Origin of the sequence: Collinsella aerofaciens (assembly GCF_028207065.1) — a bacterium.
Classification (GTDB): domain Bacteria; phylum Actinomycetota; class Coriobacteriia; order Coriobacteriales; family Coriobacteriaceae; genus Collinsella; species Collinsella aerofaciens_AR.
Genome location: NZ_JAQLFP010000004.1, coordinates 63,868 through 84,980 on the forward strand (window position 1 = coordinate 63,868; position 21,113 = coordinate 84,980).

General features: G+C 61.9%; 18 protein-coding genes and 2 tRNA genes. All 20 read left to right on the forward strand.

The window, feature by feature from the left end; all coding sequences use genetic code 11:
• Nucleotides 1-9: 9 nt before the first annotated feature.
• Nucleotides 10-942, forward strand: a complete 933-nt coding sequence (gene truB / locus PMX72_RS02355; protein WP_271729228.1) for a tRNA pseudouridine(55) synthase TruB — start codon at nucleotides 10-12, stop codon at nucleotides 940-942.
• Nucleotides 939-1,946 carry a riboflavin biosynthesis protein RibF gene (gene ribF, locus PMX72_RS02360; RefSeq protein WP_233539712.1) on the forward strand — a complete coding sequence of 336 codons (1,008 nt, stop codon included), beginning with the start codon at nucleotides 939-941 and terminating at the stop codon, nucleotides 1,944-1,946. The genes truB and ribF overlap by 4 nt, the downstream gene beginning before the upstream one ends.
• Complete coding sequence (gene dnaG, locus PMX72_RS02365) at nucleotides 1,939-4,068, forward strand: DNA primase (RefSeq protein ID WP_271729227.1); 2,130 nt, start codon at nucleotides 1,939-1,941, stop codon at nucleotides 4,066-4,068. Before ribF ends, dnaG begins: the two co-directional genes overlap by 8 nt.
• Before the next feature lie 110 nt (nucleotides 4,069-4,178).
• A complete protein-coding gene (gene rpoD / locus PMX72_RS02370) occupies nucleotides 4,179-5,522 on the forward strand; it encodes an RNA polymerase sigma factor RpoD (protein WP_271729226.1) in 1,344 nt (447 codons plus the stop codon).
• A 298-nt stretch (nucleotides 5,523-5,820) separates the two neighbouring features.
• Nucleotides 5,821-5,895: transfer RNA gene (locus PMX72_RS02375), tRNA-Asn, on the forward strand.
• A 34-nt stretch (nucleotides 5,896-5,929) separates the two neighbouring features.
• Nucleotides 5,930-6,004 (forward strand) — tRNA-Asn (locus tag PMX72_RS02380).
• Nucleotides 6,005-6,165: 161 nt separating this feature from the next.
• On the forward strand, nucleotides 6,166-6,555 hold the full coding sequence (locus PMX72_RS02385) for an Asp23/Gls24 family envelope stress response protein (RefSeq protein WP_187361832.1): 390 nt from the start codon (nucleotides 6,166-6,168) through the stop codon (nucleotides 6,553-6,555).
• Nucleotides 6,556-6,582: 27 nt separating this feature from the next.
• On the forward strand, nucleotides 6,583-8,244 hold the full coding sequence (locus PMX72_RS02390) for a DAK2 domain-containing protein (protein ID WP_161115842.1): 1,662 nt from the start codon (nucleotides 6,583-6,585) through the stop codon (nucleotides 8,242-8,244).
• A 10-nt stretch (nucleotides 8,245-8,254) separates the two neighbouring features.
• Nucleotides 8,255-10,432 carry an ATP-dependent DNA helicase RecG gene (gene recG, locus PMX72_RS02395; RefSeq protein WP_271729811.1) on the forward strand — a complete coding sequence of 726 codons (2,178 nt, stop codon included), beginning with the start codon at nucleotides 8,255-8,257 and terminating at the stop codon, nucleotides 10,430-10,432.
• Nucleotides 10,429-11,058, forward strand: coding sequence for a 16S rRNA (guanine(966)-N(2))-methyltransferase RsmD (gene rsmD, locus PMX72_RS02400; RefSeq protein ID WP_271729812.1), 630 nt, complete (start codon nucleotides 10,429-10,431; stop codon nucleotides 11,056-11,058). Before recG ends, rsmD begins: the two co-directional genes overlap by 4 nt.
• Entirely contained in the window at nucleotides 11,051-11,548 is a 498-nt protein-coding gene (gene coaD / locus PMX72_RS02405) for a pantetheine-phosphate adenylyltransferase (protein WP_099431641.1), read from the forward strand. The genes rsmD and coaD overlap by 8 nt, the downstream gene beginning before the upstream one ends.
• 68 nt (nucleotides 11,549-11,616) lie before the next feature.
• The gene (locus PMX72_RS02410; RefSeq protein ID WP_022094019.1) at nucleotides 11,617-12,114 is read left to right on the forward strand and encodes an ATP synthase subunit B family protein; all 498 of its coding nucleotides are present in this window, start codon (nucleotides 11,617-11,619) and stop codon (nucleotides 12,112-12,114) included.
• A complete protein-coding gene (locus tag PMX72_RS02415; protein ID WP_117637762.1) occupies nucleotides 12,114-12,668 on the forward strand; it encodes a YceD family protein in 555 nt (184 codons plus the stop codon). The genes PMX72_RS02410 and PMX72_RS02415 overlap by 1 nt, the downstream gene beginning before the upstream one ends.
• A 64-nt stretch (nucleotides 12,669-12,732) precedes the next feature.
• Nucleotides 12,733-12,912: a 50S ribosomal protein L32 gene (gene rpmF, locus PMX72_RS02420; protein WP_022094017.1), complete on the forward strand. Its 180-nt coding sequence runs from the start codon at nucleotides 12,733-12,735 to the stop codon at nucleotides 12,910-12,912.
• Nucleotides 12,913-12,999: 87 nt separating this feature from the next.
• Entirely contained in the window at nucleotides 13,000-14,019 is a 1,020-nt protein-coding gene (plsX, locus tag PMX72_RS02425) for a phosphate acyltransferase PlsX (protein WP_271729813.1), read from the forward strand.
• A gap of 124 nt (nucleotides 14,020-14,143) precedes the next feature.
• Nucleotides 14,144-14,386 (forward strand): acyl carrier protein, encoded by a 243-nt coding sequence (locus PMX72_RS02430; RefSeq protein ID WP_055286398.1) that lies wholly within the window; start codon nucleotides 14,144-14,146, stop codon nucleotides 14,384-14,386.
• A 3-nt stretch (nucleotides 14,387-14,389) separates the two neighbouring features.
• Nucleotides 14,390-15,115, forward strand: a complete 726-nt coding sequence (gene rnc / locus PMX72_RS02435) for a ribonuclease III (protein ID WP_055286400.1) — start codon at nucleotides 14,390-14,392, stop codon at nucleotides 15,113-15,115.
• Between the two features lie 10 nt (nucleotides 15,116-15,125).
• The gene (smc, locus tag PMX72_RS02440; protein ID WP_271729814.1) at nucleotides 15,126-18,662 is read left to right on the forward strand and encodes a chromosome segregation protein SMC; all 3,537 of its coding nucleotides are present in this window, start codon (nucleotides 15,126-15,128) and stop codon (nucleotides 18,660-18,662) included.
• The gene (ftsY, locus tag PMX72_RS02445) at nucleotides 18,662-19,579 is read left to right on the forward strand and encodes a signal recognition particle-docking protein FtsY (RefSeq protein ID WP_271729815.1); all 918 of its coding nucleotides are present in this window, start codon (nucleotides 18,662-18,664) and stop codon (nucleotides 19,577-19,579) included. The genes smc and ftsY overlap by 1 nt, the downstream gene beginning before the upstream one ends.
• Before the next feature lie 10 nt (nucleotides 19,580-19,589).
• Nucleotides 19,590-21,065, forward strand: coding sequence for a signal recognition particle protein (gene ffh, locus PMX72_RS02450; protein WP_117637757.1), 1,476 nt, complete (start codon nucleotides 19,590-19,592; stop codon nucleotides 21,063-21,065).
• The last annotated feature ends 48 nt before the right edge of the window (nucleotides 21,066-21,113 follow it).

Genomic DNA, 21,113 nt, shown 5'->3' on the forward strand with positions numbered 1-21,113 from the left:
GGATGGTACATGGCTCGTCGTACGCCTTCTCAATTGAATATGCTGCTCGCCGTCGATAAGCCGGTGGGCTGTACGTCCCACGACGTGGTATCGCAGTGCCGACGCGCCCTCCATGAGCGACGCGTCGGCCATGCCGGTACGCTCGACCCCATGGCCTCGGGTGTCATGGTGGTGGGCGTGGGCCAGGCGACCCGGCTGCTGGGCATGCTAACCCTCGATACCAAAAGTTATGTCGCCGACATTTCGTTTGGCGTCGAGACCAATACCGATGACGCGGAGGGCGAGGCCGTCCGCACGGTGCCCGTTGTCCCCGAGCTGCGCGATCTCGCTTACGCCCGTGAGCGGCTGGCCGCTATGCTTGGCCCGCAGATGCAGGTGCCGCCGGCGTTTTCGGCCATCTCGGTCAATGGCGTTCGCGCCTATAAGAGTGCTCGCGAGGGCAATGCGGTGGACCTACCTCCGCGCCCTGTCGAGGTCTATGCCGCCGACCTGATCGCCGTGTGCGGCGAAGGCGATACGTGCGTCTGGACCGTGGCGTTTTCGGTAAGCAAGGGCACCTACATTCGCGCGCTTGCTCGCGATCTGGGTCGCGCCTGCGATAGCGCTGCGCATATTTCCGCGCTGCGCCGCACGGCCTCCGGCGTGGTTTCCATTGGCGCCTGTCATGCGGTTGAGGAGCTTTCTCCCGAGTCCGCGGCTGGCTTTGCTCTGGATCCCATCGCCGCCCTTGGTGCCACGCGTGTCGATTTGCCGGGCAATCTTGCAGACGACCTGCTTTGTGGTCGCCGCATTCCCATTGAACGCGCGCTTGTGGACTTCGATACGGCGAAGGCGCCGTTCGCGCTCGTGCTTGATGGGGGGCTCAAGGCGCTGGCCCGCATCGAGGGTGGCCGCTTTGTGATGGAGCACGTCTTTCCGCAGGCGATCGGCGGTGTTCGATGATGCTGGCGCCCCACGAGCTCGCGCGTGTCTTTTTCGCGGGTGAGTTGGATGAGGCCCGTATCGTTTCTGCCGATGTATTTGATGGGTGCGAGTTCTTGGGTGCCGCGTCGATCGCCATTGGCGTGTTTGATGGCGTGCATCGTGGACACCAAGAGCTGATCGACGCGGTTATTCGCGATGCGCATGGTCACGGCAGCAAAGCGGTCGTGGTCACCTTCGATCCTGATCCGGACGTCGTGGTGAGTCCTTCGCCCGCTCAAAAATTGATGACGACGGCCGACCGCCTGCACGCCCTGGCTCAAACCGGGGTCGATGCGGTGGTGGCCGTTCCCTTTACACCCGCCGTGGCGGCACTCGACCATGTCGGGTTCCTGGCGCTGTTGTCGCGCGTTGTCGACATTCGCTCCATTCGTGTAGGCAGCGACTTTAGGCTCGGCCGTGGCGGCGCTTCGGGCGTTGCCGAGATGCGCGCCTGGGGTGTTGAGCGTGGGGTTGACGTTTACGGTCACGACCTGCTCTGCGTTAACGGGCAGACCATCTGTGCCACGCGCATCCGCCATGAGCTGGCCCAGGGTCATGTGGAGCTGGCTGCCGAGCTTCTCGGCCGTCCCTATATGGTGCGCGGCGTTGTGGCGGCTGGCCGTCACGAGGGCTCCGACATGGGATTTCCCACGGCAAACATCCAGGTGCCCGACGGCATCCAAGTGCCTGCCGATGGCGTCTATGAGGGTCTGGTGCTGGTCGACGATACCGTATGGCCTGCTGCCGTTAACGTCGGTCTGCCGCCGACCTATGCCGATGATGCCGCCTCGGCGCATCTCGAGGCCAACTTAATCGGCTATGCGGGCGACCTGTATGGCGCTTCCGTGTCGCTGGCGTTTACGCGCTGGCTGCGTCCGTCTCGCGTGTTCGATTCCCTGGATGAGCTTATCGCGACCGTCGAGGGTAATATCGACGATATACGTCATAACTTGGGTGAGCAGGGGGTGAGTATCCGTGATTAGCGATGAGGAAAAAGATCAGGTACGCGCGGCGTCGGACCTGGTTGCCATCGTGCAGGAAACGGTTGAGCTCAAGCCCCGTGGCCATGAGTTTTGGGGCTGCTGCCCGTTTCATGGCGAAAAGACGCCGTCCTTCCACATTATCCCTGCCACACAGGTGTGGCATTGCTTTGGCTGCGGCGAGGGTGGCGACGTCTTCACCTATATCATGAAGCGCGAGAACTTGAGCTTTCCCGAGTCAATCCGATATTTGGCCGATCGTGCGGGTATTGAGCTGCATGACACCGGAGATCGTCGCGAGCGCGGTACCAAGCGTGCCCGCATCTACGATCTGTGTGCCGAGACCGCCCAGTTCTACCACACCATGCTTATGCGCGGTAAGGACGGCCGTCCACGCGAGTACTTTGCCAGCCGTGGTATGGGTGGCGACGTCTGCCGCCGCTACTGCCTGGGCTTTGCACCGGGCCGCAACGCGCTGGTGTCGCACCTGTCCCAGGCGGGTTTTACCCCGCAGGAGATGATCGACGCCAACGTTGCCGTGAGCCGCGGGCGCGGGCAGCTTGCCGACCGCTTCTACGACCGCGTGATGTTTCCCATCTTTGACGAGCAGGGTCACAACATTGCCTTTGGCGGTCGCATCATGGGTGACGGCCAACCCAAGTACCTCAACACCGCCGAGACGAGCGTGTTTCATAAAAAACGAAATCTCTACGGCTTTAACTGGGCCAAGGAGTTTATCGTCGCGCAGGATACCGCCATCGTGGTGGAGGGCTATACCGATTGTATCGCCTGCTGGGAGGCGGGGATCAAAAACGTTGTCGCCACGCTGGGCACCGCGCTCACGGAGCATCACGTCAAGACGCTCACCCGCTTTGCCAAGCGCATTGTCTATATGTTCGATGGCGACGCCGCCGGTCAAAAGGCCGCTCGCCGCGCGATTCAGTTTATCGAGCAGGATTCGATGGACCTGCGCTGCGTGGTGCTGCCCGACGGCAACGACCCCATGGAGTTCATCACGGCGCATGGCGGCCAGGAGCTTCAGGCGCGCATCGATGCCGCCGAGCCCCTCATGGACTTTGTCTACCGTTCGCTGCAGGAGTCGAGCGACATTACCACACCGGGCGGTCGTGCCAAGGCGCTCGAGGATGCGCTGACGCTCATCTATCCGCTGCGCGACAGCTATATGATCGACACATACTTTATCCAGATTGCCGACCTGTTAGGTTTGGACCTGGAGACCGTGCGCGCGAGTTCGGGCCGTGTGTTTCGCGATGTCGCCAAGCGCGAGGATGCCGAGCGCCGGCGTGAGCAGAGCTACGAGCGTCAACGCGCGCAAGCTGAGCGCGCGGGCGGTTCGCAGGGTCGAGGCTCGGGCGGCGGTGCGGCTGGCGCGCGCAGTGCCGGTCGCGGTGCCTGGGCCGCGGGTGCGACGCCACCGGTGTCCGCACCGGTCGAAGAGGACCCGTACGACTACGTTCCGGTTGATGCCTATGGGGCCGCGCCGGTGGAGGTCGACGAGGATCTGCCGCCAATCGATGTGCCAGCGGGGATGGAAAGCGCTGCGCCTGTTGCCGATAGTTCAAACGCGGCGGCAGCTCCTTCGATGCCGATTGTTTTGACCGATCTGGAGCGGAAATCCCTAGCGGGGGAGCGCGAGCTGCTGACGATGCTCACGAGCTACCCCGATCTGTTCCGCACGTATGCCGACCGCATTTGTTCTATCGAATGGGTCGATCCGCGTCACGAGTCCATTGCGTGGGCCGTGCTCGCGATGCCGCCGGGCACCGATCCTGCGGCCTGCATGGATGCGGCGCGCGCGGTGTGTCCCGAGGCGGCCTCCCTTGTCAGCGCCGGGCGCATCTCGGCAACGAGTAAGCACCCGACCGAGACGAACATCGTCTTTATGCTCGATACGCTCGAGCTCTACACCATCAAGCGTCGCATGCGAGCCGCGCAGGCCAAGTTGCGTCAGAACCGTTCACTCGACGATGAGGCCCGTCGCGTGCTGACGATGCAGGCGATGCAAGATTCGCAGCGCCAGCGCGAGCTCCAAAAGTCGATCGGTGGCGTGGCCGACCCGTTCCGTTTGATCGGTTTGGAGACCGCAGGTGCCGATCAGGCCTAGATGTTGTGGTCAACCAGCGTATTCTCGCCAATATCCTGTCTTTATTTTGGGTATAGACGTCTATGTGTGTGCTAAAGTATTGAGTCCTGTGGACTACGAAGGGAGAATCTGTGCCAAAAAAGACTGAGAGCACGGGTACTGGGCTGGAATCCTACGTTGCAAAGCTCATGGGCAACGGCTCAAACAGGACTTCGGTAACCGAGGACGAGATTCAGGTCGCCCTGAAGGATATCGATGTCTCTGATGAGCAGCTCAACGCGGTGTATTCCGCGCTGCGCAACAGCGGCATCCAGATTATCTCCGCGAGCGGAAACGACGACGCCCCGATGGACGTCGACGATGACGATAACGATACCGACGATTTTGATGACGACGACGAGCACGATTCCGGCTCGCTCGACGATCACGAGCTTAAGATGGCCCGTCAGGCCGACGCCGAGATGGGTTCTTCCAAGAGCAAAAAGAAGCGCACCGTGCGCACGTCCCGTTCGCGTTCGCGCGTGCGTGGTATCGACGCCTCCACGGTGATGCTGACCGGCGACCCGGTTCGTATGTACCTCAAGGAGATCGGTAAGGTCGACCTGCTGACCGCATCTGAAGAGGTCGATCTGGCCATGAAGATCGAGGCCGGTCTCGAGGCTACCGAGAAGCTCGAGGCAAATGAGGCTGGCGAGATCGAGCTCACGCGTGCCGAGATGCGTCGTCTTACGCGTATCGAGAACGTTGGTCTTGAGGCCAAGCAGGCGCTCATCAGCGCAAACCTGCGTCTGGTCGTCTCCATCGCCAAGCGCTATGTCGGCCGTGGCATGCTGTTCCTGGATCTGATCCAGGAGGGCAACCTCGGTCTGATCCGCGCCGTCGAGAAGTTCGACTACCAGAAGGGCTTCAAGTTCTCCACGTACGCCACGTGGTGGATTCGTCAGGCCATTACGCGCGCTATTGCCGACCAGGCCCGTACCATTCGTATTCCCGTGCACATGGTCGAGACCATTAACAAGCTCGTCCGCGTGCAGCGCCAGCTCCTCCAGGATCTGGGCCGCGACCCGACCCCCGAGGAGATCGGTGCCGAGATGGACATGAGCGCCGACCGCGTCCGCGAGATCCAGAAGATTTCGCAGGAGCCCGTGTCGTTGGAGACCCCGATCGGCGAGGAAGAGGATTCCCAGCTGGGCGACTTCATCGAGGACTCCCAGGCTATCGTTCCGCCCGATGCGGCCAGCTTCTCCATGCTGCAGGAGCAGCTCACCCAGGTGCTCGATTCGCTTGCCGATCGTGAGCGCAAGGTTATCGAGCTGCGCTTTGGTCTCGTTGACGGACACCCCCGCACGCTCGAGGAAGTCGGTCGCGAGTTTGGCGTCACGCGCGAGCGTATCCGCCAGATCGAGTCCAAGACCCTGGCCAAGCTTCGCCACCCGAGCCGCTCTAGCAAGTTGAAGGACTACATCGAGTCTTAGTAGTTACGGCGTTTTACCAAACGCCGTAACTGGCCGACGCTGCGCGGACACCAGAGCGACAACTTGTCATTCAAAGAGGACGGCATGACCAGAAGGTCTATGCCGTCCTCTTTTCATGCCAATTTGTTCGCTCTGGTGCCCGCTCGCTGGCATTGTTAAAACATCGGCGTTTCCGTTGCCGGTGCCGGCAGTTAGCCCGTCCCCAAGGGATCAAGGCGAGAAAATTTCTTAAAAAAGTTCTTGCCCTTCGCCCAATCGTCCGTATAATAAACTTCGTTGCTTGAGAGCACGCACCTATTCCTCGGTAGCTCAATGGTAGAGCACGCGGCTGTTAACCGCGCTGTTGTAGGTTCGAGTCCTACCCGGGGAGCCAGAATTTCTCAGCCCATTTCGTAGGGCTTTTAAATTCCTCGGTAGCTCAATGGTAGAGCACGCGGCTGTTAACCGCGCTGTTGTAGGTTCGAGTCCTACCCGGGGAGCCAGGTTGTAAAACCCGTCGCTTATGCGGCGGGTTTTTTTCTGCCGCGATCACCTGGCGCGAACGTTGCCATATCAACATTTCGTGTCGAGGATGTAATCCCGCGACCCACCACCTCAACATGGCGCGCTCGTTGTAGAATAATGCAATGATTGCTCCCACGAGATGGTGCCGCGAGCACCAGATAAGGAGATTCTTGTGTCTGAGACCATTAACGGCAGCCTGAGTGTCTCGAACGACGTTATTGCCGATATTGCCGGTTATGCCGCGATGACGTGCTATGGCGTCGTCGGTATGGCTGAGCAGCTCCAGGGCGCCGAGAGCGTGCGCCTGCTTGCCGGTCAGCGCCTCCGCAAGGGCGTGCTTGTCTCCGCCGACGAGAACGGCCTTACGGTCGATCTTCACGTCGTGCTCGAGAACGGCGTCAACATGAAGTCCGTCTGCCACAATCTTTCGAGCTCCGTTGCCTTCACTCTGCAGGAGATCGCCCAGATCGATCCCGCCAGCCTTAAGATCGGCATCCACATCGACGCGCTCAAGAGCCGTCTGAACTAGCATCCGAAAACGGAGATTCAAATACCCATGATTGCAAAGACCATTCGCACCTGTTTTCCGATCGCTGCGGCTGCCGTTTCCGACAAGGCCGAGGAGATCAACAAGCTCAACGTCTTCCCCGTACCCGATGGCGATACCGGCACCAACATGTCGCTCACGCTCGCCTCGGTGACCAAGGAGCTTTCTGCTCTTCCTGCCGACGCCGACATGGAAGCCATCGCCGGCGCCATCACCCACGGCTCCCTGATGGGTGCCCGCGGCAACTCCGGCGTCATCACCTCGCAGATTCTGCGCGGTGTGGCCGAGGGCCTCGTCTCTGCCGATGAGCCTATTACGGCTGCCAACATCGCCTTTGCCTTCCGTCGCGCCGTCAAGGTCGCCTTCCAGGCTGTCCGCAAGCCCATCGAGGGCACGATCCTCACGGTCCTGCGCGATGTCTCGACCAAGGCCGATGAGTGCGAGAAGAAGAAGTTCTCGGCTGAGGATGCGCTCGATGCCATCGTCGTTGAGGCGTACCAGTCCGTCGCCCGCACACCCGATCTGTTGCCCGTTCTGAAGGAGAACGGCGTGGTCGACTCCGGTGCCTTTGGCTTCGCCATCTTCCTTGAGAACTTTGTGGCTGCAGCACTTGGCCGCAGTACCGTTGTCGAGGATTTCTCCGCCACGTTTGATTCCGCTGGCTCTGCCCGCGACGCGGCCCTTGGTCGCGTTGAGATCGAGGCCAACGACGATTGGGAGGGCTCGGAGTTCCGCTACTGCAACGAGTTCCTGTTTAAGGCCGACGCCCCGTTTGACGAGGACGAGTGCCTTAAGTTCCTGGGTTCCATGGGCGACTGCGAGCTACTCGTGGGCGCCTATCCCGACTACAAGATCCATGTGCACTCCAACACCCCCAACCTGGTGCTCGAGCACATGCTGCAGCTCGGTCAGATCTATGAGGTCTTTATCCACAACATGGAGATGGAGGCCCACGACCGTACCGCCAAGATCCACGAGGATCAGGAAAAGGCCGCCGAGCCCGCCAAGGCGCTGGGCTTTGTCGCCGTTGCCGCCGGTTCCGGCGAGGCCGACATCCTCAAGTCCCTCGGCGTCGACGTGATCGTGTCCGGTGGCCAGACTATGAATCCCTCGACCGCCGACCTGCTGGGCGCGGTGGACCAGGTCAACGCGACCTCGGTCATCATCTTGCCCAACAACGGCAACATCCGCATGGCCGCTGAGGCTGCTGCCTCAGCCTGCACCGACAAGAAGGTCGCCGTCGTTCCCACCAAGACCGTCCCGCAGGCCTTCTCCGCGCTGTTCGCGGTCCTGCCCGATTCCGAGCTCGAGGATGCCGTCGCCGCCATGGTCGACGCCATCAGCGAGGTCCGCGATGGCGAGGTCACCCGCGCCGTGCGCGACTCCAGTGCCTCTGACGGTTCTCCGATTCACTCCGGTGACGTCATGGGTATCATCGCCGGCTCCATCGACGTGGTCGGCTCCGACGTGAAGCAGGTCACGCTCGACTGCATCAACCGCATGCAGGAGGAAGAGGAGGGCGACGCGCTGACGATTCTGGCCGGCGAGGAGCTGTCCGATGAGGCCTTCCAGGAGATCGTCGACGCTATCGAGGAGGCTCAGCCCGATCTGGAGATTGACGCCCATCGTGGCGAGCAGCCGCTCTATCCCGTGATCTTCTCGATCGAGTAGGCAACTGCCCATGTCCGAGCTGTGCTCCGTGCCGCGCGTCTCGGAGCGCTTTGCCCAGAGCAATGCGCTCGACGAGGATATCGCGCGACTCAAATATGTTTCGGGTAAACGTGAGGAGGCCCTTCGCCGTCTGGGAATTCGGACGGTGGGGGACCTCCTTCTCCATATTCCTCATCGCTACCTGGACTTCACTCGCTCGTGGTCCATCGAGATGGCGCCCATCGGTACCGTGTGTACCATCATCGCCACGGTCGATCGTATTGTCCAAAAGCAGCCCCGTCCGCGTATGCAGGTGACTGAGGTCTCGCTCGTGGACGAGACGGGCGTGCTGCAGGTTGCCTTTTTCCGTCAGCCTTGGATTGCCCAACAGCTTAAGCAGGGCGACCGCCTGGCCGTGATGGGCAAGGTCGAGTTTGCCTACGGTTTTAAGCAGATGGCCTCGCCCCACTTTGAAAAGCTCGAGGACGGGCGTGCCGCGGGTACCATTTTGCCGGTCCACTACGTGAGTGATGGCGTGAGTCAGGCATGGATGCGCCGTATCGTGAGCGGTGCGCTCGAAGTGGCTGCCAATCCGTTTGATCCCATTCCCGCGCCGCTGCGCGCAAAGCGGAAGCTCATGAGCAATGCCCGTGCGCTGCGCTCGATCCACTTTCCCTCGAGCATTGCCGAGCGCGACATCGCACGCCGGCGTCTTGCGTACGAGGAGTGTCTCTGCTTGCAGCTCGCACTGCGTCTGCGCAACGATGGCGGTATGGTCGACGTGGTGCCTTGTGCGCATGCCGCGGGCGGGCACCTGGCGGCGCTCAAGGAGGCCCTGCCGTTTTCGCTGAGCGACGAGCAGGAGGCCGCGTTCCAAGACATCCTGCACGACATGTGCGATGGCGGGCGCGTGATGAACCGCCTACTGCTGGGCGACGTCGGTACCGGCAAGACGGCCGTCGCCGCTTGCGCGCTGGCCGTCGCGGCCGATTCGGGTACTCAGTCCTGCGTTATGGCGCCTACGGGCGTGCTGGCGCGTCAATATGCCGATAAGACCGGCCCCTTGCTCTCGCAGGCTGGCATGTCCTGGGCGCTCCTGACGGGTGCCACGCCGGCGGCCGAGCGCGAGCAGATCCATGCGCAGCTGGAATCGGGCGAGCTCGACGTGCTCTTTGGTACCCATGCGGTCCTTTCGGATGACGTGGCGTTTAAGCATCTGTCGCTTGTCGTCATCGACGAGCAGCACCGCTTTGGTGTGGGCCAGCGCAATGCCCTGCGTGCCAAGGGCCCGGGCGCCGACTTGCTGGTCATGACTGCCACGCCGATCCCGCGCACGCTGGCGCTTTCGGTGTACGGTGACCTTGATACGAGCATCATCCGCCATCGTCCCGTTCCGGGTGCCGGCGTGACGACGCGCGTCCTTACCGAGTCGAGTCGCGACCTGGCCTATGGCGCCATTCGCGAGGCGCACGAAAAGGGGCAGCAAGCCTACGTAATCTGTCCGCTCGTGGAGCCGAGCGATTCGGCTGATGAGCTCGAAGACGTGCCCGGCATCGCTCGCGACGACGAAGGTCGCGTGACCGTTCCCGTGCCGTTGCATGACACGGTGACCGAGCTCGATCGCCTCCGTCTGGCATTACCGGGGCTTATCATCGAGCGTCTTCATGGTCGCATGCCTGCGGGGGAGAAGGACCGGGTCATCGATGCCTTTAAGCGTGGCGAAATCGATGTGCTCGTCTCGACTACGGTGGTCGAGGTGGGCGTCGACGTGCCCAACGCCACCGTAATGGTCATCGAGAATGGCGAGCGCTTTGGGTTGGCGGCCTTGCACCAGCTGCGTGGGCGCGTAGGCCGCGGCAGCGTGTCGGGTACGTGCCTGGTCATGACTCACTCCAAGGGCAACGGCGGCGCGTCGGCGGCACAGGAACGCCTCCAGTCGCTCGAGAAGACCTCGGACGGCTTTACGCTCGCCCAGATGGACCTGCGTCTGCGCCACGAGGGCGAGATTCTTGGTTACCGCCAGCATGGCGGCGTGACCTTGCGCTTTGTGGACCTGGACGCCGATGAGGAATTGATCGAGTGGGCCCATTTGGACGCGGTCGAGCTCTTGCGGTATGCTTGCAACCTTGACTCCGTGGCGACGCGCCCCTTGCGCGATGCGGTCGCCATGCGGTATCGACACATCTTTAAGGAGGTCAGCGGAGGATGAGAATCATCGGCGGCGAATGGCGCGGTCGTAAGATCGAGGAGCCCCGTGGTCGCGATGTCACCCGCCCTACGACCGATCGCGTGCGCGAGGCGTGCGCATCTATGGTCATGTCGGCATTCGACTTTGATCTGGACGAGGTCCGCGTGCTGGATGCCTTTGGCGGCTCCGGTGCCTTAGGTTTAGAGATGCTCTCGCGTGGTGCCCGCTCGCTCACCACGTTCGAGATCGATCGCAACGCTGCTCGTCTGATTACCAAGAATATCGAGTCGCTGTGCCGCGACCGTGCGCGTTGGCGTGTGGTGGGCGGCGACGTGCTGGCAAGCGCTTCGCGCGGCCGCGTGCCGGGCGGTCCCTTTGACCTGGTCCTGCTCGACCCGCCCTATGCTTATGGCGCCGAGCCGGTCGAGGAGCTGCTGCAGAACTTGGCCCAGCAGGACTTGCTGGCGCAGGGTGCCTATGCGCTGTTTGAGCACGCTGCCGCCGATGCGGGTGCGCATCCGGCAGGTTTTGAGACCGTGCGCGAGAAGCGTTACGGCATTACCTCGGTCGACCTGCTTCGTTGGGTTGGTAACGGCGAGGATGATGGCAACGATAGCGACGCACCCACGGAGGATGCTCATGAGTGACACCATTAACCGCGTAATCGTCCCGGGCACCTTCGATCCCATCACGTTTGGCCACATCGACGTGATTCGCCGTGCCCGCCGCATTTTCCCCAGCGTGATCGTGGCCGTTGCCGAGTCGCAGGGAAAAAACGGCGTGGGCACCACCTTTATGCTCGATGAGCGCGTGGCGCTGGCACGTGAGGCGCTCGGTGATATTGACGGCGTTGAGGTGCTACCCTTCACCGGCCTCTTGGTCGATTTTGCCCGCGAACAGGGAGCAGGAGCCGTGGTCAAGGGTCTGCGTGCTATGACCGACTTTGAGTACGAGTTGCAGCAGGCCGACCTCAACTACCGCCTGGATAACGAGCTGGAGTCCATCTTCGTCATGAGCGCGCCGCAGTACGGCTATATCTCGAGCTCGGTGGTTCGCCAGATTGCCTCGCTCGGTAGCGACGTCTCTAATTTTGTTCCGCCCAATGTGGTCAAGGCGCTCAAACATCGCTTTTCGTGACGTTTTTTAATGCCTGGTGGCATGTGGTAAACTAACTCGATGATATGTTACCTATGAAAGGAGACCGGATGCCGGGCGAGAATTTTCCTGGCGACAGGATCGTGAGTCTTGTCGACGAGCTCGAGGGGCTCATCGAAGAGGCTAAGACGCCGTTCGGCAAGAACGCCCAGATGAAGGTTATCGACGCCGACGTCTTCTTTAACATCCTCGACGAGATCCGCATGAGCTATCCCGAGGAATGGCAGAAGTCCCGCCGTATCCTCAAGGAGCGCGAGGAGCTTATGGCTTCCGCCGCCGCTCAGGCCGATTCCATCATCGCCGATGCTCAGCAGCAGGCCCTTACCATTGCCGGTGAGCAGGAGATTGTCCGCTTAGCTCAGCAGCAGGCCGACGACATTCGCGATCGTGCCCAGCAGTATGAGCGCGAGACGCGCTATGCCGCCGAGGATTACGCCGAGCAGGTCTTTACGCACCTCGAGGAGAACCTCAAGAGCCTGACCGGCACGGTGACCCGTTGCCGTCAGCAGCTCAACGAGGGTGCCGCCCAGCAGAATGGTCAGTGGTAATGGCTGAGTTCCCGAGCGTTACCGTCGATCTTTCCGAGCAGCTCGAGTTTCCCGGAGACTCGTACCCGCTGACCGGTAAGGTCGATGTTGCCACCTATACGGTGGGCGAGAAGGAGTACCAGCTGCAGAACGGCATTGATTACGATGTGGTCTTTACCAATGCCGGCACCGGTGTTCTGCTTACGGGCATGGTCCGCGCGCACGCAACCGGTGAGTGCGACCGTTGCCTGGAGCCTGCTTCGTTTGATATTGCCGGTGAGATCGAGGAATTCTATCTCTTTAACGAGCCCGAGGACCCCGAGGCCTACGAAGATGGCTACGAGCTGCTGGGCGAGGATCGCATCGTCGATCTGGGTGAGCCCATCAACGACGCGGTCGTCATGGACACGCCGTTCGTTGTCCTGTGCAAGCCCGATTGCCGCGGCCTATGCCCCACTTGCGGCATCAATCTCAACGTCGAGCAATGCGATTGCGCCGCTCAAGCAGAGGCCGAATGGGCCGCTGCCACGGAAAATCCATTTGCAGCATTAAAGAATCTCAAGCTTGACGAGTAAAACTGTGGTAGTATCGCTACTTGCGCGTAATCGCCACACTGGATAGTTCATAAGGAAGGTCACTATGCCCGTACCTAAACAAAAGCAGGGTCGTATCCGCACTCACACCCGCCGTTCCGCCAACATGAAGATCTCGGCTGCGGCTCAGTCCACGTGCCCCCGTTGCGGTGCTGTTAAGCTCCCGCACCACGTGTGCCCCAGCTGCGGTTTCTACAAGGACCGCGAGGTTATCGTTACCGAGTAACTGTATACTCTGGATGCGATGCCGTTCCAACTGGAACCACAATGGCCGGCTTAATGAGTCGGCCATTTTTGTATAAGGAGCATGTATATGAGTAACGTTCGCGTTTGTGTAGACGTTGTGGGTGGAGACGAGAAGCCACAGGTTGTCCTCGACGGTATCGAGGCGGCGCTTGCGGCGGATCCCGATATCGAGGTCTTGGCCGTCGGTCCCGCAGAGTTCGTGAACCCCTTTGCCGCGGCTCACGCTCGCGTTGAGGCCTTGGAGGCGCCCGATGTCATCGCCATGGATGACGATCCCATTCGAGCCGTGATGACCAAGCGCAAGTCCTCGATCGTGCTTGCCTGCCGCGCTATCAAGAAGGGTAACGCGGACGCGTTCTTCTCTGCCGGCTCCACCGGCGCCATGACCGCTGCCGCTACCGCCTACGTGACGCCGTTTCGCTATCAGGCCGAGGGTAAGAAGCAGCCGGTGCGTCCGTGCCTCACCAATGCACTGCCCAATCGCGCCGGCGGTCTGACGATGCTGTGCGACATGGGTGCCAACCCCGATGTGGAGGTCGATGACATGGTGCGTTTTGCCCAGATGGGTAGCGCCTATGCCCGCGTCGTCCTGGGCATCGAGCATCCTCGCGTGGGCCTGCTTGCCAATGGCACCGAGGATGAGAAGGGCTCCAACTTTACCAAGGCCTGTTTCCCTGCTATGAAGGCCGCCGTTCCCGGTTTTGTTGGTAACTGCGAGGGCACCGACCTCACCTCAGGTAACTTCGATGTCGTCGTTGCCGATGGCATGTCGGGTAATATCGCTCTCAAAGCTACCGAGGGCGCTGCCAAGTTTTTGCTGCAGGAGCTCAAGGGCGCCTTTATGGCCTCGCTCGGCACCAAGATCGCCGCGCTGCTCATCAAAAAGCAGATGCGCGAGATTAAGGCCAAGCTCTCTGGCGACGCCAAGGGCGGCGCGATTCTTCTGGGCCTGCGCGGCGTGGTCCTGATCGGCCATGGCGCCACCTCGGTCGAGGCTGTCAAAAACGGTACGCTCGCGGCGGCCGAAGCCGTGCGCGCCGGGCTGGTCGAGAATGTCGCCAACTCTATGGACAGTATCGTTTTGTAAGAGCGAGTTAGAGCGCTGTTATGTGCTTCGCGGCGCACGTCGTGGGGTAGAATCAGAACCGTGTCTTGGTACCGCCCGGGCGGTACCATTCTTTTGGTATTCATGTACTATGAGAGGAAGCGCTATGGACCGCTCCGAAATCTTCGACAAGATCGCCGAGGTCGCTGCTGACGTTCTGGGCGTCGATGTTGCCGAAATTAGCGAGGAGACCACCTTTGACGACCTCGATGCCAACTCGCTCGAGCGCCTGCAGCTGGTTACGGCTATCGAGGACGAGTTCAACCTCGAGATCGATGACGAGACCCTGCTCTCGCTCAACTCTGTCGCCGACGCCGTCGACGCTATCGAAGCTGCCAAGGAGGCCTAAGTCTTGGCTTTATCCGAACGACTTACGCGCGCCCAGGAAATCCTGGGCCACGAGTTCAACAATAAGGTGCTGCTGCGCGCGGCCCTTACGCATCCCTCGGCAGTCGAGGGCCAGCCGGTTTCTGCCAGCTATGAGCGCCTTGAGTTCTTGGGCGATTCCATTTTGGGCGCTGTGGTCGCACGCTCCCTGTTTGAGTCCTATCCCGAGTTTGACGAGGGCAAGCTCACTCGCTTGAAGGTGTCGCTCGTCTCGGGCGCCACGCTATCCGAGGTTTCTCACGAGTTGGGCATCGACGACATCATTATCTTTGGTGCCTCCGAGACCGGTACCGGTGCGCGCGGCCTGCATTCGGCCCTCGAGAACGTCTATGAGTCGCTCGTGGGCGCGCTGTACCTGGATGCCGGCTGGGACGTTGCGGCGGAGTTCATTCACCGTACGCTTAAGCCGCATTTGGCTTCCGAGCGTGCCGAGCATCCTGCGAACCCCAAGTCGTTTTTGCAGGAGTGCGTGCAAGCCGACGGTCACGAGCCCCCGGCGTACAAGCTCGTTGGCTCCGAGGGCCCGGCGCATGCGCCCACCTTTACCGCTGTGGTTTTGATCGATGGTATTCGCCAGGGTCGCGGCTCCGGCTCCTCAAAGAAGGAAGCCGAGGGAGCTGCCGCGCTTGAAGCGCTCGACCGCATGGGTTACACCACCAACGGCGTGATTCTGAACAAGAAGCACGTGTAAGCGAGGAACCGTGTATCTCAAGTCCCTTACGCTCAAGGGGTTCAAGTCGTTTGCCGACCGCGCCCATATGACGTTTGAGCCGGGCCTGACCGTCATCGTCGGTCCAAACGGCTCGGGAAAATCGAACATCTCTGACTCGATTCTGTGGGTCCTGGGCGAGCAGAGCGCCAAGCAGCTGCGCGGCCAGGCCATGGAGGATGTCATCTTCTCGGGCTCGTCGGCGCGCAAGCCGGTGGGTGTCGCCGAGGTCACGCTGGTGCTCGATAACTCGGACCATATGTTGCCCGTCGACTTTGACGAGGTCGCCATCACCCGTCGCATGTATCGCTCGGGCGAAAGCGAGTACCTCATCAACTCGAGTCCGTGCCGCCTGATGGACATTCAGGACATCCTGCACGATTCGGGCCTGGGCAAGGATACGCATTCCATCATCAGCCAGGGCAAGCTCGACGCCATTTTGCAGAGCCGCCCCGAGGAGCGTCGCGCCCTCATCGAGGAGGCCGCCGGCATTTCCAAGCACAAGCGCCGCAAGGAGCGAGCGCTCAAAAAGATTAAGTCGATGGACGAGCACCTGATGCGTGCCCGCGACATCAATAAGGAAATCGCCCGTCAGCTGCGACCGCTGGAGCGTCAGGTCGATCGCGCGCGCAAGTACAAAGAGCTGTCCTCGCGCGCGAACGAGCTTACGCAGATGCTGGCTGTCGATGAGCTTCGTTCGCTGCAGTCGCAGTGGAACGACCTGGAGAGCCGCTCCAAGGAAGGTGCTGCCGAGCTGGAGCTTGCGCAGTACCGCATGGGTGAAAAGGAGCGCGAGCTCGAGAAGCTCCAGGTTATGCTTGAGGAAAAGGGCCTGTTTGTGGGCGACTTGGGCGAGCAGCGCCGCCATATGCAAGATGTGGTCGGCCGTATTAACTCCGACATGCGCCTGCTCGAGGAAAAGGGTCACAACATGGTGTCGCGCCTGTCTGACATGCGCGGGCAGATTTCGAGCTCCGAGCATCAGCGTCGTCGCGTGGTCGAGGAGCTCGAGGACGCGCGTGCGCAGCTTGAGGAAGTGACCGGCGCGCACATGCAGGCCCAGGAGGACGTTGACGCCGCTGGTCCTGCCGCCGCAGAGCTCCACGAGCGGCGCGTGGCGCTCGACAATCAGATTTCGCAGCTTACGCGTGAGCAACGCGATGTGCAGCGCGTGGCCGACAACGCCGCGCTCGAGCTCGCCAAGGTGAAGGACTCGCTGAGCAATGCCGAGGTCGAGGACAACATGTATGCCTCGCGCCTGGAGCAGATCGACGAGCAGCTCGAGGAGGTCATGGCTTCGCTCGAGAGCCGTCGCGACCGCGCCGAGGAGCTTGAGGGCGCTCTTGAGGAAGCGCGCCAGGCTCAGGTCGATGCGCGTGAGGCCACCGAGACGGCACGCGCGGCCCTGAAGGACCTGCGTGCCCGTGAGAGCGAGGCACGCAACAAGTTATCCGAGGTGCGCTCGGAGCTTGCCAGCCAAAAGAAACTCGATGCCCGCATGGCCGACAGCTCGCCGCTCGTGAGCCGTCTGGTGGGTGCGCTGGGCGACGATGTCTTGGGTCGTCTGGGCGACGTGCTGGAGGCCCCGCGCGAGCTTGAGGGCCTGGTTGAGCAATTGCTCGCCGGCGATATCGATGCGCTGCTGTTTGATGACGCCGCCACGCTTGAGCGTGCCGGTCGTGCGGCTCTGGACCAAAAGAAGGCCTCGGGCGAGGCACTGCTGGTGGCGCGCGGCGTGAGCGGCTCTACCGCCGCTGAGGGCGCCTCCGGTACCCGTCTGGTTGATCGTCTGTCCGTGCGCGCAGGCTACGGTCCCGTCGTCGAGGCGCTGCTCGGCGGCTATTACGTCGTTGACGATCTTGCTGCCGCGCTGTCGGCGCCGGTCGTTGAAGGCGTGACTTACGTGACCCCCGATGGCGCCCGCGTCGCCTGCGGCGGCCTGGTGCGCGTGGGGCTTGATGCCGGCGAGGCTTTGGGTGCCTTGGAGCGCAAGCGCCGCATCCGTGAGCTCGAGGGCCTGGAACCCGATCTGGCTGCCATCTTTGAGCATGCTTCGGACCAAGTCGTCGAGGCCAACGTTGCCGTCGAGGAGGCCCGTGCCGCCGAGGGCGATGCCGCCGGTGAGATCGCCCGTCTTGAGGGCGAGCGCCGCTCGCTGCTCTCCGAGATCGGCCGCTTGGAGCAAAGCGCCAACAATGCCGAGGTCGAGCGCGTGCGCATCTCCAAGCGCCGCGAGCAGGCTGCCGAGGCCGTTCGTGCCGCGCGCCCGCGCGTTGACGAGCTCACCCGTTCGCGTGACGAGGCGCGTGCACAGGCAAGCGACCTGGGTCTCCAGATTGCCGAGGCCAACGATGAGCTCGATCGCGTTCGCCGTGACGATTCCGAGGCCGCCGGTAAGCTCGCCGATGCCAAGGTGCGCCTGGCCCAGACGAGCGAGCGCCTGCGTTCGCTGAAGGGCCGCGTGCCCGACCTTGAGCATCGTCTTGAGGGCATCGACCGTCGTATCCGCGGAACACGCCAGGCTTCGCGCTCGCTCGAGCTGCTGCGCCTGCGCGTCGACCCCATGCACGAACGCTATTCTGCCCTGTTGGAACGCGCGTCGGATTGGGCAGCGCGCCTGCGTGACCAGGCCTCTCTGGAGGAGGCGGACTCCGCTTCGCTCAAGAAGACCATCGAGGATGCCAAGGCAGAGGTTGCCCGCGCTAAGGAGCGAGTCGATACCGCCTCCGCCGCGCAAAACGAGTTCAAGGTCGCGCGTGGCAAGCTCGAGGTGCAGGTCGAGGCTGCCATCAAGGCCATTACCGCCGATGGCACGACGGTGCTCGAGGAAGCGCTCATGCTTCCGGTGCCCACGGACCGCGATGCCGCCGAGCGCGAACTCAACCAGCTTGTGCGCCAGATCAACAACCTTGGTCCCGTTAACCAAGTTGCCATGGAGGAGTACGAGCAGCTCAAGCGCCGCGCCGACTACATCGAGGAGCAGCTGGCCGATCTGGAGAGCGCGCGCAAGGCGCTCACCAAGATCACGGTGGCCATTGATCGCAAGATGCGGAAGGCCTTCCTGGTGACGTTTGAGAAGGTCGATGCGAACTTCCGCGAGATCTTCGCTATGCTCTTCCCGGGCGGCCAGGCTCATCTGGAGATGACCGATCCCGAGCATCCTGCCGAGACGGGTATCGAGGTCGTGGCGCAGCCGCGCGGCAAGCGCATCACCAAGATGATGCTCATGTCGGGCGGCGAGAAGAGTCTGACGGCGCTCGCCCTGCTTTTTGCCGTGTACCGCACACGTACGGTTCCGTTCTATGTGCTGGACGAGGTCGAGGCGGCGCTTGATGACGCTAACCTGTCCAAGCTCATCGGAGCCCTCGATGTGCTGCGTTCCGATACGCAGCTCTTGGTTATCTCGCATCAGCGCCGTACTATGGAGGACGCTGACGTCCTCTATGGCGTCTCGATGCAAGCCGACGGCGTCAGTCGCGTCGTCTCGCAAAAACTCGATCGCGAAACCGGAAAGGTCGTGAATGCATAATGGGATTCTTCGATGCTCTCTCGCGCGGACTTGAGCGCAGCCGCGAGGCCCTCAACGAGGTCTTCTACTTTGGCGGTGAGGTCGACGAGGATTTTTGGGAGGACCTGGAGGACACCCTCGTAATGGGTGACATGGGCGCCGAGGTCGCTATCAAGGTCTCCGATGACCTGCGCGATGCCGCGGCCAAGAAGAACCTCAAGACCGCTCCGCAGCTTCGCCGCGCCCTGGCCGAGCAGCTTGAGCAGCACTTTGTGCCCATCGAGCGAGATCCGTTCTCCGATACGCCGAGCTGCGTGCTGTTTGTGGGCATTAACGGTGCCGGCAAGACCACTACGGTCGGCAAGATCGCGAGCGCCATGGCTGCCCGCGGCAAGAACGTGGTGATCGGTTCGGCCGACACCTTCCGCGCCGCCGCCATCGAGCAGCTTGATGTGTGGGGCCAGCGCGCTGGCGTCCCCGTCATCAAGCGCGACCGCGGCTCCGACCCGGCAAGTGTTTGCTACGACGTGCTCGACGAGGCCGACAAGCGCGGCAGCGACCTGGTGCTTATCGATACCGCCGGCCGTCTACACACGAGCCCTGAGCTCATGCGCGAGCTTGCCAAGGTGGTCAATGTGACCCGTAAGCGCGCCGCCAATATGGCCGCCGGTCCCATGCCGGTTTCGGTCGTGCTTGTGACCGACGCCGCGACGGGCCAAAACGGTCTGAACCAGGCGCTCGAGTTTAACGAGGCGCTGGGCCTGGACGGTATTATCATGACTAAGCTCGACGGCACGGCTAAGGGCGGCATCGCCATGGCCGTGGCCGAGAAGCTCAAGCTCCCGATCCTGCGCATCGGCGTGGGCGAGCAGGTCGATGACCTGCAGGAGTTCAATGCCAAAGATTTCTGCCGCGCCCTGGTGGGCGAGTCCAATTAAGGAGTGACTAGTGTTTGATTCCCTGAGCGATCGCCTCAACGACACATTTGACCGCCTGCGCGGCAAGGGCAAGCTGACCGAGGCCGATATTACTTCGGCCATGCGCGATATTCGCATGGCGCTGCTCGAGGCCGACGTTAACTTTAAGGTTGTCAAGGAGTTCGTCGCCAAGACTAAGGAGCGCTGCATGACCGCAGAGGTCATGGAGTCGCTCTCTCCGGCGCAAAACGTCGTCAAGATCGTGCTCGACGAGCTTACCGAGATGCTCGGCTCCACCGAGAGCAAGCTCGTCTTTAGCAACCGTATTCCCAATGTCATCATGCTCGTGGGCCTGCAGGGCTCCGGTAAGACCACGGCTGCCGTAAAGCTGGCCTACCTGCTCAAGAAGCAGGGTCGCTCGCCGTTGCTCGCCGCGTGCGACGTCTACCGTCCCGCTGCTGCCGACCAGCTGGCCACGCTCGGTGGCGAGATCGGCGTACCGGTCTTCCGCGGCGACGGTGCGCACCCGGTCGATATCGCCAAGGGCGCCATCCAGGAGGCCGTCGACCACCTGCGCGACGTGGTCATCGTCGATACCGCCGGACGTCTTCAGATCGATGAGCAGATGATGCAGGAGGCCGTGGACATCAAGAAGGCCGTCAAGCCCGATCAGGTGCTGATGGTCGTCGATGCCATGACCGGCCAGGATATTGTCAACGTCGTCTCGACCTTCGCCGAGCGCACCGACTTTGACGGCGTGATCATCTCCAAGCTCGACGGCGATGCCCGTGGCGGCGGCGCGCTTTCCGTGCGCCAGGTGACCGGCAAGCCCATCAAGTTTGTGAGCATGGGCGAGAAGCCCGATTCGCTTGAGCCGTTCTACCCCGACCGCATGGCCAAGCGCATTCTGGGTATGGGCGACGTCGTCGGCATTATCGAGAAGGCCCAGGAGGCGGCCGACGCCGAGCAGCTCGAGGCTGCCGAGCGTATGCTGCGCGAGGGCTTTACCATGAACGACATGCTCGACCAGATGAAGGCCGTCAAGAAGATGGGCGGCATGAAGGGCATTCTGGGCATGCTTCCCGGTGGCCAGCGCGCGCTCAACCAGATGGGCGGCAACCTGGACGAGGGCATCTTTGACAAGAACGAGGCCATCATCATGTCGATGACCAAGGAGGAGCGCCTGCGTCCCTCTATCATCAACGGCCAGCGTCGCGCGCGTATCGCCAAGGGCGCCGGCGTGACCCCCACCGAGGTCAATAGCCTTATGAAGCAGTGGGGCGAGATGAACAAGATGATGGGCCGCATGCGCACGATGGCCAATCAGGCGCAGGCCGGCGGCAAGAAGGGCAAAAAGGGCAAGAAGGGCAAAAAGATGCGCATGCCCAATATCCCCGGTCTGGACGCTATGGGTCTGGGCGGCATGGGTGGTCTGGGTACGGGCGGTCCTAAGTCCGATATGGAGCTGCTGCGCCAGATGGAAGCGCAGATGCGCAATAAGAAGTAACGACTAGTTGAGTCATGTATGGCGAAGGCCGCCTGGATGGTATTCCAG